Below are 15,480 nucleotides of genomic sequence, written 5' to 3'. Positions count from 1 at the left end.
GTCGCGCGTGTACCCCGATCGACGGCGTCACCGGGCGTACGCGTCGACGAACAGCGCGCCCCGGAGCTCGCGCAGGGTGTCCGCCAGCCGGTCGACGGTCCGGCCGGAGATCCCCGACACCTGGAGGTCGTGCGGGCCGAGCGCGGGGAGCCGCCCGGTGCGGATGCGGACGACCTCCCACCCCACGGCGCGGACGGCGCGGTCCTTCTTCCGGTCGGTCTCCTGCCGCGGGCCGACGTGCTCGAGGCCGTGCCGCCCGGTGGAGTCGTACTCGATGGCGACGCGGAGCTCCGGCAGGATGATGTCCGGCCAGGCCTCGACGTGGTCGAAGAACGGGCGGTCGAGTCGGATGGCGGAGTGGTCGTAGGTGAACGCGAACCGCTCGGACAGCATGCCGCGGAGTTCGGCCTCGACCGCCGAGGCCGTCGCCGGGGCACAGACGCTCGTGAACGACTCACCCGACGGCAGCCGCGGGGTCTTCGGGCAGATCGCGCGGGGAACGGGCTGGGCGGTCCGCCGTGGCGCCCCACCGGCCGACCCGGCCGAGCCGGCGACGGGCCGACGGGACCGGGACCGGGAACGGCTCGACGCGACGGCTCCGGCCGGGACCCCGCGCACCGGAGCCGCGGGCAGGGTCTGTCGTCCCGCACTCCGGACGACCCGCTGCGGCACGGGTACCGCCTGCGGCCAGTCCGACGGCAGCACCGGCCACCGCTGCGGTTGGGCCTGCACCGCGCACTCGGGGCACCAGACAGATCGCCGACGTTCACGGCCCGGGCGGGACCGCTGTTCGGACGGGGTCGCGACGAAGACGTGCCCGACGTCGCACTCCCAGGTGAGCAGGACCTCGGCAGCCGGGGGGACCTGGGTCAGGACGACGCCGTGGTTCCAGTCGGGGTGGTACTGCCGGATGAGCACCGGGTACGGAGCCCAGTCGGCGCGGAACTGTCCGACGGCGTACGGCACCGCTTCGCCGCGCGACCACTGTCGGCGGCGCCACCACGCATCGACGGGTTCGGCCACGCCCCCACGCTAGGAACGACCACCGACACCCGCTGCACCACGCGGCCAGCAGCGCGACCGACGCCACCGACACCCGCCGCACCACGCACTGCGACCGACACCCGCCGAACCACAGGCGAGCGACGCGACCGCTCAGGAGGCCAGCGCGTGCTTCACGTAGGCGACCAGGGCGTTCGCGTGCCCGTGCCCGAGGCCGTGCTCCGCCTTGAGCCACCCGACGACCTCCATGTGCTGGTGGTCGTCGAGCCGGTCGGCGACCAGGTCGAGCCACTCCTGCACCGGGCGTCCGTACGTCGTCTCGATGCTCGGGAAGTACGACGCCGGACCCTTCACCTTGGTGCCGTCCGCCGGGGGCACCGGGGCGGTCACACGATGCGCTGTCATGGCGCAACGGTAGCGCTCCGTCGGCCGTCACGGAACGTCACGCAGGACACCGTTTCGTGACGCCGCGTTGCGCCGGATGGCCGGGTGTTGCGCCGCGTGGCGGGGTGTTGCGCGAGGCGTTGTCGGCGTCGGCCGGCCCTCCTACGGTCGCGACATGACCGACACCACCAGGGCCCCGCAGTGGGAGGCGACCAGCGTCGACGACGCGGGCCGGACGACCGGGGCGAGCCGCGCCTCCAGGCCGGAGACCGCGACCATCGACGCGGCCGGACACGCCGCACTCGACCGTTCCGTCGTGCCGTTGCGGCACCCGCTGCGGTGGATCGCCGCGGCCCTCGTGCTCGTCGTGCTGCTGAACTTCGGCGAGACGCTGTTCACGAACGAGCAGTGGGGCTGGCCGGCCGTCGGCAAGTGGCTGTTCAGCCCGGCGGTCCTGACCGGCCTGCAGCTGACGCTCACCGCCACCGCGCTGAGCGCCGTGATCAGCTTCGCCGGCGGGATCCTGGTGGCCGTCGCCCGGCTGTCGCACAACCCGGTGCTGTCCGGGCTGGCGTGGGGGTACGTGTGGCTGTTCCGGTCGGTGCCGCTCATCCTGGTGCTCGTCTTCCTGTACAACCTCGGGTCGCTGTACCCGACCATCGGCATCGGGATCCCCTTCGGGCCGCAGCTCGAGGTGCCGACCGCGAACCTGCTCGGGGACCTGGCGATCGGGGTCATCGGGCTGAGCCTCAGTGAGATCGCCTACGCGTCCGAGATCGTCCGCGCCGGGGTGCTCGCCGTCGACCACGGCCAGCACGAGGCCGCGCAGGCGCTCGGGCTCCCCCGTCGCCGGCAGTTCCTGCGGGTGATCATGCCGCAGGCGCTGCGGTCGATCGTCCCGGCGTTCGTGAACCAGGTCGTCGGACTGCTGAAGGCCTCGTCGCTGCTGTTCTACGTGTCGCTGCTCGACCTGTTCGGCGTGGTGCAGAACCTGTCGAGCACGTACCCGGGCGACATCATCCCGCTGCTCGTCGTCGCCACCATCTGGTACCTCGTGCTCACCAGCGCGGTCTCGATCGTGCAGTACTACGTCGAGCGCTGGACGGCCCGCGGGTCGGTCCGTGCGCTGCCGCCGACACCGTGGCAGCGGGTGCGGAGCGCGCTGCGGGGCGGCGGGCCCGGACGTGGTCCGGGACGGCCTGGAGGCGCGGGTCGCCGCACACGGGCAGCCGCCGCCGAGCGCGCGGTCGCGTCCGGGTCCGCTTCCACCGTCGACGACAGGAGCATCTGATGAGCGCCGCCATCGCGATCCACGGGGCCGTCAAGGCGTTCGGGGACAGCGTCGTCATCGACGGCATCGACCTGTCGCTGCCGTCGGGCAGCGTGACCGTCGTCCTCGGCCCCTCCGGTTCCGGCAAGTCCACGCTGCTCCGGGCGATCAACCACCTCGAACCGCTCGACCGCGGGGTCGTCACGGTCGGCGACGAGCCCATCGGCGTCCGCCTGCGCACCGGCCGCGACGGGGTCCCCCGCTGGAAGGAGCTGCCCGAGCGGCACATCCTGCGGCAGCGTGCCCGGATCGGGTTCGTGTTCCAGCACTTCAACCTGTTCCCGCACCTCACCGCGCTCGAGAACGTCGCCGAGGGGCCGATCGCCGCCGGGGTCCCCGTCGCCACGGCCCGAGCGCGGGCACAGACCCTGCTCGATCGGGTCGGACTCGGCGACCGCGGCTCCGCCCGCCCCCGGCAGCTGTCCGGCGGGCAGCAGCAGCGCGTCGCGATCGCCCGGGCCCTGGCGCTCGAGCCGTCGGTGGTCCTGCTCGACGAGCCGACCTCGGCGCTCGACCCGGAGCTCGTCGGCGAGGTGCTCGGGGTCATCCGGGGGTTGGCGGACACGGGCACCACGCTCGTCATCGTCACCCACGAGATCGCCTTCGCCCGCGAGATCGCCGACCACGTCGTGTTCCTCGACCACGGGCGGGTCGTCGAGCAGGGGCCGCCGGCCCAGGTACTCGACCACCCGCAGCACACCCGCACGCGCGACTTCCTGTCCCGCGTCCGCTGACCCCTGACCCCTGACCCCTGATCCCCGCACGCACCCCAAGGAGAACCATGTCCACGACCACCCCGTCCCGCTGGCGCAACCGCGCCGGTTTCCTCGTCCTCGCAGCCGGCGTCGTCGTCGCCCTCGCCGGGTGCTCCGCGGGCGCTTCCGCCGACACGAGCGGCGCACCCGACGGCTCCGTCACCATCGGCGCCGCCTCGAACGGTGCGGCGAAGGAGACGACCGTCGAGGTCACCGAGGACACGAAGCTGCACGACGCGCTCCCCGCCGCGGTCCGGAAGTCCGGCAAGCTCACGATCGGCGTGGGGGCCCTGCCCGCCGGGTTCCCACCGCTCGCCTTCACCGGTGACGACCAGAAAACGATCACCGGTTCGGAGCCCGACCTCGGACGGCTCGTCGCCGCGAAGCTCGGGCTGCGCGCGGACGTGCAGAACGCCACGTGGGACAACCTGTTCGTCGGCATCGACAGCGGCAAGTACGACGCCGGCTTCTCGAACGTCACGGTCACCGAGGAGCGCAAGGAGAAGTACGACTTCGCCTCGTACCGGCAGGACAACCTGGCGTTCCAGGTGCTGGCGTCGAGCTCGCTGCGGTTCGACGGCGACCCGTCCGTGCTCGCCGGGAAGACGCTGTCCGTGAGTTCCGGCACGAACCAGGAGAACATCCTGCTGGAGTGGCAGAAGGAACTCCGGGCGAAGGGCGAGGACTTCACGATCAAGTACTACCCGGACGGCAACGCGATCAAGCTCGCGCTCGACTCGGGCAAGATCGACGCATACTTCGGCCCGAACCCGACGATCGCCTACCAGAACACGCAGAGCAAGGGCACCGCGAAGGCGACGAAGACCGCGGGCACGTACTCCGGCGCCGGCTCCTCGTTGCAGGGGCTCATCGCCGCGACGACGAAGCAGGGCAGCGGGATCGCGAAGCCCGTCGCGGCGGCGATCAATGAGTTGATCGAGGACGGCACCTACGCGAAGTGGCTCGCGGCCTACAACCTGTCGAACGAGGCCGTGAAGACGTCCGAGGTGAACCCCGAGGGTCTGCCGCTCGACAACAGCTGAGGCCGTACCGTGACACCCCCGTGGCCGTCGTGGTCGCGGGGGTGTCGTGCGTGCGGGGGGCACTCCCCGCTCGACGATCGACAATCGACGATCCACGAGGGGAACGACTCGTGGATCGTCGGAACATGCACACGCACCCGATGCGTGGGCAACGAACGACGTCCCACGAGGGGAACGACTCGTGCATCGTCGGAACATGCACACGCCCCCGATGCGTGCGCAACGAACGACGTCCCACCAGTCGAACGACAGGTGGGACGTCGGGTTGCCGCCGCCGGACGACGGGGTCGACGTCGTACGGCGTCGGCGTTGTCGCACCACGGCGCGCGCAACAGTCGCAGCCGCGCGGGAACGACATCGTCACCGTCGTACGACGCCGGCGTTGTCGCACCACGGCTGCGGCGGCCCACGCCCAGAACGACGATCCACGAGGGGAACGACTCATGGATCGTCGGAACATGCACACGCACTGAACTGGCGGGCCGTCGGGTTGCCTCCGCCGAACGACCTCGTCGCCGTCACGCGGCGTCGGCGTTGTCGCACCCCGTCGCCGGCCCACGCCCACGCCCACGCCCACGCCCACAGCGACGATCCACGAGGGGAACGACTCGTGGATCGTCGGAACATGCACACGCACCGAACTGGCGGGCCGTCGGGTTGCCGCCGCCGAGCGACTTCGTCGCCGTCGTGCGACGCCGGCGTCGTCGCTCCACGGCGGCGACCCACGCCCACAGCGACGATCCACGAGGGGAACGACTCGTGGATCGTCGGAACATGCACCCGCACCCGATGCGTGCGCAACGAACGACGTCCCACCCGTCGAACGACAGGTGGGACGTCGGAACACGCGCACGCAGCGAGCTACCGCGCAGCCAGGGCGGACTCCCCCACGACGGCACCCGCGCCCCGAGCCGCCCACTCGGCCGCGAGCAACTCGTACGAGCGCACCCGTGCCGCATGGTCGTGCGTGATCGTCGTGACGAGCAACTCATCCGCCCCGGTGGCACGGCGCAGGGTCTCGAGCCGGTCCGCGACCTCCGCCGCGTCGCCGACGAAGCGCGTGCCCACCCGGTCGGCGACGGACTTCGCCGCCGTCGGGTCCAGCGGGTCCAGTCGCGCAGCGGCCGGCGACGGGTACGCGATCGCACCCACGCCGGAGCGGATCGAGTACACCCACGAGTCGTACCCGAGCGCGAGCTCCTCGGCCTCGGACGACGACCGCCCGACCACGACGTCGGCGGAGACGATGACGTGCGGGGCGTCGAGCTCTCCCGGCCGGAAGGCATCGCGGTAGGCCTGCACCGACGCCAGGACCGTGCCCGGTGACGTGTGGTAGTTCGCGCCGTAGGGCAGCCCCAGCGCACCGGCGATCCGGGCGCTCTCGCCACCGGTCGACCCGTGGATCCAGAGCTCGACGGGTGCGCCGGCGGCCGGCGGAGCCTCGACGACGGCACCGTCCCGCGACCACGTACCGGCGAGCAGCCCGCGGATGAGCTCCAGCTCACCCTCGAACCGGTCGACGTCGCCCGGCACCCGCCCGAGCAGTTCACCCTGCAACGCGAACCGGCTGCCCGGCGCGACGTGGAAGTCGAACGGGGCGGGGACGAGCAGTCCGTCGACGACCTGGTCCGACCGCGGCGCGAGCGACGGCGGCTTCGGCGTGCCCGGTGCCGGGGCGCCGGACCGTCCGAGCCCGAGGTCGATCCGGGGACCGTACAGCGCGGCGAGCGTGCCGAAGGTCTCGGCGATCTGCAGCCCGCGGGTGTTGCCGACGAGTGTCGCGGCGCTGCCGACGCGGATCGAACTGGTGGCAGCGGCGACCGCACCGATGACGACGGTCGGGGCGCTGCCCGCTACTCCGGGGTTCAGGTGGTGCTCGGCCAACCAGTACCGGGCGTACCCGGCGCGCTCGGCGGCGACGGCCAGGTCGACCGTGTTCGCCAGGGCGGTGGCGGCGGACGAGCCGGCGCTCACCGGCACCAGGTCGAGGACGGAGAGCGGGACGGGCCGCGCGGCGGTCACGATGCGTCCTTCCAGGCCCCGGTGAGCTGGTCGAGTCGGGTGTCGGCGCCGAAGGCGATGCCGTGGACGTCCGTGGCCGGGGCGATGATGCTCGTCAGCTCGTGCACCGGGACGAAGTCGACCTGGGACGCGATGCGCTCCTGAATGTCGGCGAAGGTGGCCGAGCGGTCCTGCGCGGACGACTGCGACAGCTCCTTCGTGAAGAGTGCGTCGAGCGTCTTGTCCGCGGCGCCGATCGACTGCGCACCGGTGCTGGAGAACTTCGAGCGGAGGACGTCCCCGTCGGCACGGGAGTTGTTGTCCCACGACAGGTCCCAGTCGCCGCTGGTCAGGTTGGCGAGGTACTGCGGGACGGTGCCGCTCTCGAGGGTGAGCCCGACGCCGACCTTCCCGAGCTCCTGCTGGATGAGCTCGAGCGACGTCTGGTTCGGCCCGAAGTTCGTGATCCAGATGAGCTTCAGCTGCAGCTTCGTGCCGTCCTTCGACCGGATGCCGTCGGAGCCCTCCTTCCATCCGGCGTCGTCCAGAGCGGCTGCTGCGGCCTTCGGGTCGTACGCGGGCAGCGCGTCGGACGCGTCCGTGTACCCGGGCGTCGTGGACCCGAGCACCGAGGTCCCCACCTTGAACAGGTCGTTCAGCGAGGTGTCCCGGACGGCAGTGGCGTCGACCGACTGCGCGATGGCCTTGCGGACCACCAGGTCGGACACGATCGGCCGCTCCTGGTTGAACGTCAGCCCGAACACCTGCCCGGGGTTGGCCCGGGTGACCAGGTCGTACTGCGCCTTGAGCGTGTCGACGTCGCTCGGCTGGACACTGCTGATCGCGTCGAGCTGCCCGGACTCCAGGCTGCCGGTGCGGACACTGGCTTCCGGCACGACCTGGAAGGTGACCTTCGACAGGTGCGCGGCGCCCGTGTTGCTCCGCTCGGCGGGACCCCAGTCGTAGTCCTTCCGCTTGGTCAGGACCGTCGAGGTGTTCTTCGTGTACGAGGTGAGCGTGAACGGCCCGGTGCCGATCACGGCCTTGCCGTCGGCGCGGTCGTCGAACTTCGTCTCGGTGGTCTCCGGCGCGACGATGCCGAGTCCGACCGACGCGGTGGCGTTCGGGAACGCGGCGTTCGGCGTCGTGAAGTCGACCTCGACGGTGTCGTCGTCGATGACCTTCGTCTTCTCGTACCCGGAGAAGGACGCGGCGGCCGTGCTCGACGCCCCCGCCGCGACGATGTCGTCGAAGGTGTCCTTGACGGCGGTCGCGTCGAAGGCGGTGCCGTCCGAGAAGGTGACGCCGGAGCGCAGGTCGAACGTGAAGGCGGTGGCGTCCGCGTTCGCCGAGTACTTCGTCGCGAGCCAGGGCTTCAGCGATCCGTCGGAGGGGTCCTGCCACAGCAGCGAGTCGACGAGCTGTCGGGTGATCGCGAAGGTGTCGTTGCCGGCGCCGGTACCCGAGGGGTTGAGCGAGATCGGGTCGTTCGCGATGGCGTAGGTCAGCGAGCCGCCGTCGACGGGCTTCGACGACGACGTCGACGCGGTGCCGCCCGACGAGCAGCCGGCCATCACCAGGGCCGCCGTGGTTCCGGCCGCGATCGCGGCCACCAGACGGAACGGCGTGCGGTGGATGGTCATGAGACTCCTTCGGGTGCGGGTGCGGGTGCGGGTGCAGATGCAGGAACAGGAACGGGAACGGGCACGACGCGCCGGGAACGCCCCGGGATCGCGTCGAGCAGGGCACGCGTGTACTCGTGCTGCGGGTCGTGCAGGACCTGGGACACGTCGCCGTGCTCCACGACCCGCCCGCCCCGCAGGACGGACACCTGGTGCGCGATGCGGCGGACGACGGCCAGGTCGTGCGAGATGAACAGGTACGAGACGCCGAGCGTCGACTGCAGTTCCGCGAGCAGGTCGAGGATCTGTGCCTGCACGGACACGTCGAGCGCGGAGACCGGCTCGTCGAGCACGATGAACGACGGGTCGAGCGCGAGCGCACGGGCGATCGCGACCCGCTGCCGCTGGCCGCCGGAGAGCTCCGCTGGTCGTCGTGCGGCGGTCGAGGCCGGCAGTGCCACCAGGTCGAGCAACTCGGCGGCACGGGCTGCGCGGGACCGCCTGGTACCGATGCCGAACGCCGCGAGCGGGTCGGCGATGACCGACCCCACGGACAGCCGCGGGTGCAGCGCCGCGTACGGGTTCTGCTGCACGATCTGCGCCTGCCGCCGGTACGCCCGGAGCGCGGCGCCGCGGGCTCCGGCCACGTCGGCACCGTCGAACCGCACGCTGCCCTCGTCGGGCCGTTCGAGTCCGAGCACGAGCCGAGCAGTGGTCGACTTGCCGGACCCGGACTCCCCCACCAGCGCCAGCGTGCGGCCTCGCGGCACGGTCACGTCGACGCCGTCGACGGCGGTGACGCGGTCGAAGGACTTCCGCAGTCCGGTCGCGACGACGAGTGGGTCGGGGCGTCCGGACGGGAGGCCCGTGGCCTGTCCCACGGACACGGTCACGTCGTCGAGACTGGGCGCCGCTCGGATCAGTGCACGCGTGTACACCTCGCGGGGTGCGCCGAGCACCTCGGCGGGGGTGCCCTGCTCGACGATCCGCCCCTCCGACATCACGACGATCCGGTCGGCCCGGTCGGCGGCGACCCCGAGGTCGTGCGTGATGAAGAGCACGCTCGTGCCCCGCTCGGCGACGAGCCGGTCCAGGTGGTCGAGGATCGTCCGCTGGACCGTCACGTCGAGGGCACTCGTCGGTTCGTCGGCGACGAGCAGCTCGGGGTCGCCGATCAGCGCGATCGCGATGAGCACCCGCTGCCGCATCCCGCCGGAGAGCTCGTGCGGGTACTGCCGTGCACGGAGCTCCGGACGGTCGATGCCCGCACGGCGGAGCTCCTCGACGGCACGGTCCCGGGCCTCGGCGCCGGTGGCGAGGCCGTGGATGCGGAGCACCTCGGCGACCTGGGTGCCGATCCGCGTCACGGGGTTGAGCGAGACCGTCGGGTCCTGCGGCACGAAGCCGATCCGGACGCCGCGAACGGACCGGACCTCGCTGTCGGTCGCGGTTACCAGGTCGAGGTCCGCGGAACCGGCGGCCGCCCCGGAGAGCCGCACCGTGCCTCCCGTCAGATCCGCTGCTGCGGGCAGGAGCCGGAGGACCGCGTGCGCCGTCGTCGACTTGCCCGAACCGGACTCACCGACGATCGCGACGCGCTCGCCGCGGCCGACCTCGAGCGAGATCCCGTGCAGCACGGGACGCGCGGTACGGCCGCGACCGTACGAGACGGTCAGGTCGCGGATGGAGAGGAGGCTCATCGGACGGCCCGCCGTTCGGTGTCGAGTGCCCGCGCCACGCGGTTGCCGGCGAGGACGGTGACGGCGATGACGAGCCCCGGGATCGTGGTGAGCCACCACGAGGACGCGATGAAGTCGCGGCCCGTCGCGACGAGCGAACCCCACTCCGGCTGCGGTGGTTGGGCGCCGTAGCCGAGGAAGCTCAGGCTCGAGACGGCGAGGATCGCGGTGCCGAACTCGAGCGCGGCGAGCACCAGCACGGGGCCAGCGGCGTTCGGCAGCACGTGCACGAGCAGGACGCGCCACCAGCTGTTGCCGTTCGCGCTCGCGGCCTCGACGTACGCGGCGGTGCGGACACGGACCACCTCGGAGCGCATGATGCGGGCGATGGTGGCGATGCTCGCGACGCCGACCGCCACGGCGACGTTCACGGTGCCGAAGCCGAGGACGGTGACGATCGTCAGCGAGAGCAGCAGGCTCGGGATCGCGAGCAGGACGTCGGTGACGCGCATGAGCACCGCGTCGACGACACCGCCGACGAAGCCGGCGACGAGTCCGATGAGCGAGCCGCCGACCAGTCCGATGACGATCGCGAGAACCGCTGCCTGCAGGGTGAGCGCGGTGCCGTGCACGACCCGGGCGTACAGGTCGCGGCCGAGCTGGTCGGTGCCGAACCAGTGCGCGGCGTCGGGGGCGGTCAGCTTGGCGGCCGGTTCGGCGGCCAGGGGGTCGTGGTGGGTGAGGGCTCCCGGCACGAGGGCGGCGACGATCACGAGGGCCAGCCAGACGACGGCGATGGTCAGGGTCGGGCGGGCGACGATGGCGCGGAGGGCCGTGGTGCCGCCGGGCACACGGTCGGCGGTGGTGGCGAGCGGGGCCGGACGGCCGATGGCGAGCTGCGTGGTCTCGGTCATGCGTGGACCGCCTTGGGTTCGGGGGTGCTGGACGGAGTGGTGCCGGGCGCGCCGGGGGTGGCGCCGGGGGTCGCGCCGTCCCGGTCACGGAGCTTCCGACGGCTGTCGGCGATCACGACGCGGGGGTCGAGCAGCGGGTACACGAGGTCGACGACGAGGTTCACGACGACGAAGATCGCGGCGGCGAGCAGGACGATGCCCTGCACGACGGGGATGTCCTGCTGCTGCACGGCCGTCGCCGTCACCCGCCCGAGGCCCGGCCGCGAGAACACAGTCTCGGTGACGACGGTGCCGGAGAACAGCTGCCCGACGATGAGTCCGGTGACGGTGAGGGCGGGCAGCGCGGCGTTCCGCAGTGCGTGGCGGAGCTGCACCCGCCAGCGCCCGGCGCCCTTCGCGTACGCCGTGTCGACGTACGGCTCGCGGAGCGTCTGGACGAGCGACTTGGAGAGCAGCTGGGCGATGGTGGCACCGGTCGGCAGCGCCAGGGTGATGGCCGGCAGGACGACGGACGCGGGTCCCTCGCCCCCGAACGCCGGGAACAGGTGCAGGCCGAACGAGAACCACTGGACCAGGAGCAGCGCGAACCAGAACCCCGGCACCGCGACGCCGATCGGGGGCAGTTGGAGCAGGAACTGTCCGAGGGCACGGTTCCGGGTCCAGGTCGCGAGGACGGCGATGCCGCCACCGAACACGATCGCGAGCACGAGGCCGGCGAGGGCGATCTGTGCCGTCGGGGCGATGGCCTCGCCGATGACGTCGGCGACCGGGCGACCGACCCCGATGGACCGGCCGAGGTCGCCGGTGAACAGGGAGCCGAGGTGCTGGAAGTACTGCACGAGCACAGGCTGGTCGAGCCCGTACTGGTGGCGGAGAGCGTCGAGCTGCGCCGCGGTCACGTCGGTGGCGTCCGGGCCGACCATGATCCGTGCGGGGTCGCTCGGCAGCACGTAGAGGACGAAGAACGAGATCGTCCACGCCGCCCAGAGCACGAGCAGCGCCTGCCCGATGCGGGAGAGCACGTAGCGGGTCATGCGGCGACCACCACCTGGTGCGTCCGCGCCGTCCATCCGAGCGCCGGCGCGACCCGCTCGACGACGTCGGCGACGATCTGCTCGTACTCGTCGCCGGCGAACTCGTAGGGCAGCTCGATCCGGAACTCGTCGACCTCGGCGAGGGTGGCGTCGTGCACGAGCTGCTCGACGATCTGCTCGGCAGGACCGACGAGGTCGGCGGAGAAGAGGGTGCGGCGGGGCCCCTGCGGTGCGGTCTGCCGTGCCAGGCGCGACTCGTTCCACGCGCGGTAGCGCTCGCGCGAGACCCGGTCGGTCGAGTCCGTCGGGACGACGCAGCGGCCCCAGGCCACGCGCGGGCGGCGACCGTCGGGCAGCGCGGCGCGGTAGGCGGCGAGCTGGTTCCGCTGGGCGGTGCCGTAGTCGTCGGTGCCCTCGCCCGAGGTCAGGTTGCCGATGAGCAGGTTGAGGCCGGCACTGCCCGCGAAGGCCGCGGAGCGGAGCGACCCGCCCCCGTACCAGACCCGGTCGACCAGGCCAGGCGCGTACGGCTGCAGGCGGGGCCGCTGGACGTTGCCCGGGCTCTCGATGACGGTGTCCGTGTCCCCCAGGAAGTCCCCGCGCAGGTTGTCCACGAACCGGGCGACCCGGCCGTACCCGCGGTCGAACGAGCGCCAGTCGCCGTCGAACACCAGGTCGCCGAGGATGTCGGCGTGCGGTGCGCTCGTCGACAGCCCGACCTGCACCCGCCCGTGCGACAGGACGTCGGCGAGCGAGAAGTCCTCGGCGAGGCGGAACGGGCTCTCCCACCCGATCGGCACCACGGCGACGCCGAGTTCGATCGACGTCGTCCGCTGGGAAGCCGCGGCCAGGAACACCGCGGCCGAACCGATGCCGTGCTCGAGGTGGCGGTGCCGGACCCAGGCGCCGTCGACGCCGAGTCGTTCCGCGGTGGCGAAGAGGTCGAGGGTGGCCTCGAGCCCGTCGGCGGGGGCGTCGTCGTCGAAGTTGCCGGGGACGAGGATCGCCAGGCTCGAGATCGTCATGCGAGCACCCCGGCGGACGCTGCCGTACGCGCCGGACCCGCCGCAGCGGCCGTGCGTGCGGCGACCGAACGGTCGCGGATCGTGCCGGGCAGGTCGAGCGTCTGCCGGAGCGTCGCGCCCTCGTCGTACGACTGGCGGTACACGCCGCGCTCCTGCAGCAGCGGGACGACCCGGTCGACGAACTCGTCGAGCCCGTACGGGTTGGTGTGCGGCACGACGACGAACCCGTCGGTGGCGCGCTCCTGCACGTACCGGTCGATCTCGGCGGCGATGTGTGCGGGCGTGCCGACGAAGCCGCCACGGGTCGAGGCGCGGATGACCAGGTCACGGATCGACAGGTGCTCGGCCGCGGCGAGGTCACGCCACGACTGCACCAGCGCGGGGACGTCGCGGGTGTGACGGACGCGGCCACGGGTGATGTCGGCGCCCTCCAGGTCCGGCTCGATCGAGGGCAACGGCCCGTCGACGTCGTACGACGACAGATCGCGGTTCCACACCTGTTCGAGGAACGCGATCGCCGTCGCCGGGCTGACCTGGGCGCGGCGGATCGCCCGGGAACGTTCCTCGGCCTCGTCCGCCGTGTCGCCGAGCACGAAGGTCGCGCCGGGCAGGATCAGCAGCTCGTCCTTCGACCGTCCGACCCGTTCGAGTCGCTCGGTCACGTCGCGGTAGAACGACTGCGCGTCGTCGAACTCGGTGTGCAGCGAGAAGACCACCTCGGCGTGCCCGGCGGCGAGGTCGCGGCCCTCGTCGGAGTCGCCGGCCTGCACGATCACGGGGTGCCGCTGGGGGCTGCGCGGCACCGGGAACGTGCCGGTCACGTCGAACTGCGGACCGTGGTGGTCGACGTCGTGGATGCGGGAGGGTTCGGCGAAGGCGCCGGCGGCCAGGGTCCCGGCGGCGCCCGACCCGTTCGCCACGATCGCGTCCGACTCCCACGAGTCCCAGAGCTCACGCGACAGCTCCACGAACTCCGCTGCCCGCGTGTACCGGTCGGCGTGGTCGAGGAACCCGCCGCGGCGGAAGTTCGCACCGTGGAACGCGTCCGAGCTCGTCACGACGTTCCAGCCGGCACGGCCGTCGGTCAGGTGGTCGAGCGTGGCGAGCTGCTTCGCGAGCTCCACGGGCTCGTTGAAGGTCGTCTGCAGCGTGCCGACGAGCCCGATGTGGTCGGTGACCCCGGCCAGCGCGGCGAGGATCGCGAGCGTGTTCGGGCGTCCGACGACGTCGAGGTCGTGGATGCGTCCCTTCTGCTCGCGCAACCGCAGCCCCTCGGCGAGGAACAGGAAGTCGAAGGACCCCCGCTCGGCGTTCCGGGCGAAGTGCTCGAACGACGAGAACGCGATCTGGCTCTCGGCGCGGTCGTCGCTCCAGACGGTGGTGTTGTTGACGCCCGGGAAGTGGGCGGCGAGGTGGACCTGACGCTTGGCGCTCATGCTGAGACCCCCGAGGAGACGGAACCGACACCGACACCGACACCGGTGACGGCAGGACGCGCGTACCGGCTGACCGCCGGCGCGATGCCGAGCCGCGTGCGCAGGTCGGCGGTGGGACGGGACGCCACGTCGGCGCGGAGCCCGGCGGTGACGAGCGCGGGGACGAGCTGCCGCGCGATGGCGGTCGAGTCGATCGGGATGCGCAGCGGACGGAGCCGGACGCCGGCGTACCCGAGGGCCCGCAGGTCCGCGATCCGTGCCACCAGGTCCGGTACCGTCGTCGCGAGGACGGACGTGTCCGACCCGGAGCCGACGGCGTACGGAGCGCCCGCTGCCGCGTCGAGCGCGGCGAGCTCGTCGGAGGCGGCCGCCGGCGACGACCCGATGAGCACCGCGAGGTCCGCGAGGACCGGACGACGGAGGTCGGACCCGGCCGCCTGCTCGGCGTCACGGACGAGTGCCAGCGCAGCACGATCCTCCAGGCCGTCAAAGCCGGGCGTGACCAGCACGACGTCCGCGGCGTCCACCGCGAACGCTGCCGCGTCGGCGCGGTGCGCGAGCGCGAACACCGGCGGGCGCCCCTGCGGCGACCGCGGCACGATCGACGCGCCGTGCACCGACACGAACGAGCCGGAGAACGCCGCGTCGTGGATGCGGTCGCGGTCGATGAAGCGGCCGGTCGTGACGTCGCGGATGATCGCGTCGTCGTCCCAGCTGTCCCAGAGGCGGGAGACGACCTCGGCGGCCTCGCGGGCCTCGTCGAACAGCGTGGCAGCGTCGTCGCCGCCGGGGCGGCGGCCGAACAGCGCGGCCTCGCGAGTCGTCGGACTCACCTGGATCCGCCATCCGGCCCGCCCCAGCGAGACGTGGTCGAGGGTCTGGAGGCCCGTGGCGACGTGGAACGGTTCGGTGTGCGTGACCGAGACGGTCGGCACCAGACCGATCGCGCGGGTCGCCGGGGCGACCGCGCTCGCGACGAGGAGGGCATCGAGGCGGCCGACGACGGTCGACGTGTCGAGGTCGCCGTCGGGGTCGGTGGGGCCGGCGGTGAAGGAGTCCTCGAGGGTGACGGCGTCGACGCCGAGCCGGTCCTGCTCGACGACGACGTCCCGCCAGTGCCGGAGGCTCGTGAGCCGGTGCGCTGCCGAGCTGGCGGCGCGCCAGGCGGCGGGGTGCCAGCCGGCGCCCTGCAGCGCGGTGACGAGGGTGATGCGGTCGGGCACGGTCATGGGGCGACGCTAGGACGGTTCGGCCG

At 72.4% G+C, this 15,480-nt stretch carries 13 protein-coding genes; 3 read left to right on the top strand and 10 right to left on the bottom strand.

Going from position 1 to position 15,480, the window contains the following annotated elements; genetic code table 11:
• Positions 1–27 precede the first annotated feature (27 nt).
• Positions 28–1,023 carry a putative endonuclease domain-containing protein gene (locus tag DEJ08_RS08475; RefSeq protein ID WP_111054605.1) on the bottom strand — a complete coding sequence of 332 codons (996 nt, stop codon included), beginning with the start codon at positions 1,021–1,023 and terminating at the stop codon, positions 28–30.
• A 132-nt stretch (positions 1,024–1,155) separates the two neighbouring features.
• Positions 1,156–1,407, bottom strand: a complete 252-nt coding sequence (locus tag DEJ08_RS08470) for a DUF4287 domain-containing protein (protein WP_111054606.1) — start codon at positions 1,405–1,407, stop codon at positions 1,156–1,158.
• A 154-nt stretch (positions 1,408–1,561) separates the two neighbouring features.
• Between DEJ08_RS08470 and DEJ08_RS08465 the strand changes: the two genes are divergently transcribed.
• From DEJ08_RS08465 to DEJ08_RS08455, 3 genes are read left to right on the top strand one after another with little or no spacing between them, the layout of a single operon-like run.
• Entirely contained in the window at positions 1,562–2,677 is a 1,116-nt protein-coding gene (locus DEJ08_RS08465; RefSeq protein ID WP_111054607.1) for an amino acid ABC transporter permease, read from the top strand.
• Positions 2,677–3,450 (top strand): amino acid ABC transporter ATP-binding protein, encoded by a 774-nt coding sequence (locus DEJ08_RS08460; protein ID WP_111054608.1) that lies wholly within the window; start codon positions 2,677–2,679, stop codon positions 3,448–3,450. The genes DEJ08_RS08465 and DEJ08_RS08460 overlap by 1 nt, the downstream gene beginning before the upstream one ends.
• A gap of 47 nt (positions 3,451–3,497) precedes the next feature.
• Positions 3,498–4,514 carry a transporter substrate-binding domain-containing protein gene (locus tag DEJ08_RS08455; RefSeq protein ID WP_071405264.1) on the top strand — a complete coding sequence of 339 codons (1,017 nt, stop codon included), beginning with the start codon at positions 3,498–3,500 and terminating at the stop codon, positions 4,512–4,514.
• A gap of 861 nt (positions 4,515–5,375) precedes the next feature.
• Here DEJ08_RS08455 and DEJ08_RS08450 read toward each other — a convergent pair.
• Genes DEJ08_RS08450 through DEJ08_RS08415 form a run of 8 tightly spaced genes read right to left on the bottom strand, consistent with a single transcriptional unit; the run spans position 5,376 to position 15,454 of the window.
• Complete coding sequence (locus tag DEJ08_RS08450) at positions 5,376–6,536, bottom strand: LLM class flavin-dependent oxidoreductase (RefSeq protein WP_111054609.1); 1,161 nt, start codon at positions 6,534–6,536, stop codon at positions 5,376–5,378.
• Entirely contained in the window at positions 6,533–8,158 is a 1,626-nt protein-coding gene (locus DEJ08_RS08445) for an ABC transporter substrate-binding protein (protein WP_111054610.1), read from the bottom strand. The genes DEJ08_RS08450 and DEJ08_RS08445 overlap by 4 nt, the downstream gene beginning before the upstream one ends.
• Complete coding sequence (locus DEJ08_RS08440) at positions 8,155–9,837, bottom strand: dipeptide ABC transporter ATP-binding protein (RefSeq protein WP_111054611.1); 1,683 nt, start codon at positions 9,835–9,837, stop codon at positions 8,155–8,157. Before DEJ08_RS08440 ends, DEJ08_RS08445 begins: the two co-directional genes overlap by 4 nt.
• Positions 9,834–10,730, bottom strand: a complete 897-nt coding sequence (locus tag DEJ08_RS08435; protein WP_084741010.1) for an ABC transporter permease — start codon at positions 10,728–10,730, stop codon at positions 9,834–9,836. Before DEJ08_RS08435 ends, DEJ08_RS08440 begins: the two co-directional genes overlap by 4 nt.
• A complete protein-coding gene (locus DEJ08_RS08430) occupies positions 10,727–11,764 on the bottom strand; it encodes an ABC transporter permease (RefSeq protein WP_071405268.1) in 1,038 nt (345 codons plus the stop codon). Before DEJ08_RS08430 ends, DEJ08_RS08435 begins: the two co-directional genes overlap by 4 nt.
• On the bottom strand, positions 11,761–12,789 hold the full coding sequence (locus DEJ08_RS08425) for an LLM class flavin-dependent oxidoreductase (RefSeq protein ID WP_111054612.1): 1,029 nt from the start codon (positions 12,787–12,789) through the stop codon (positions 11,761–11,763). The genes DEJ08_RS08430 and DEJ08_RS08425 overlap by 4 nt, the downstream gene beginning before the upstream one ends.
• The gene (locus tag DEJ08_RS08420) at positions 12,786–14,225 is read right to left on the bottom strand and encodes an NtaA/DmoA family FMN-dependent monooxygenase (protein ID WP_111054613.1); all 1,440 of its coding nucleotides are present in this window, start codon (positions 14,223–14,225) and stop codon (positions 12,786–12,788) included. The genes DEJ08_RS08425 and DEJ08_RS08420 overlap by 4 nt, the downstream gene beginning before the upstream one ends.
• A complete protein-coding gene (locus DEJ08_RS08415; protein ID WP_111054614.1) occupies positions 14,222–15,454 on the bottom strand; it encodes an LLM class flavin-dependent oxidoreductase in 1,233 nt (410 codons plus the stop codon). The genes DEJ08_RS08420 and DEJ08_RS08415 overlap by 4 nt, the downstream gene beginning before the upstream one ends.
• Between the last annotated feature and the right edge of the window lie 26 nt (positions 15,455–15,480).

It is taken from the genome of Curtobacterium sp. MCLR17_054, from assembly GCF_003234335.2.
In the GTDB taxonomy this organism is placed as follows: domain Bacteria; phylum Actinomycetota; class Actinomycetes; order Actinomycetales; family Microbacteriaceae; genus Curtobacterium; species Curtobacterium flaccumfaciens.
This window is presented reverse-complemented; position numbering and strand designations above follow the sequence as displayed.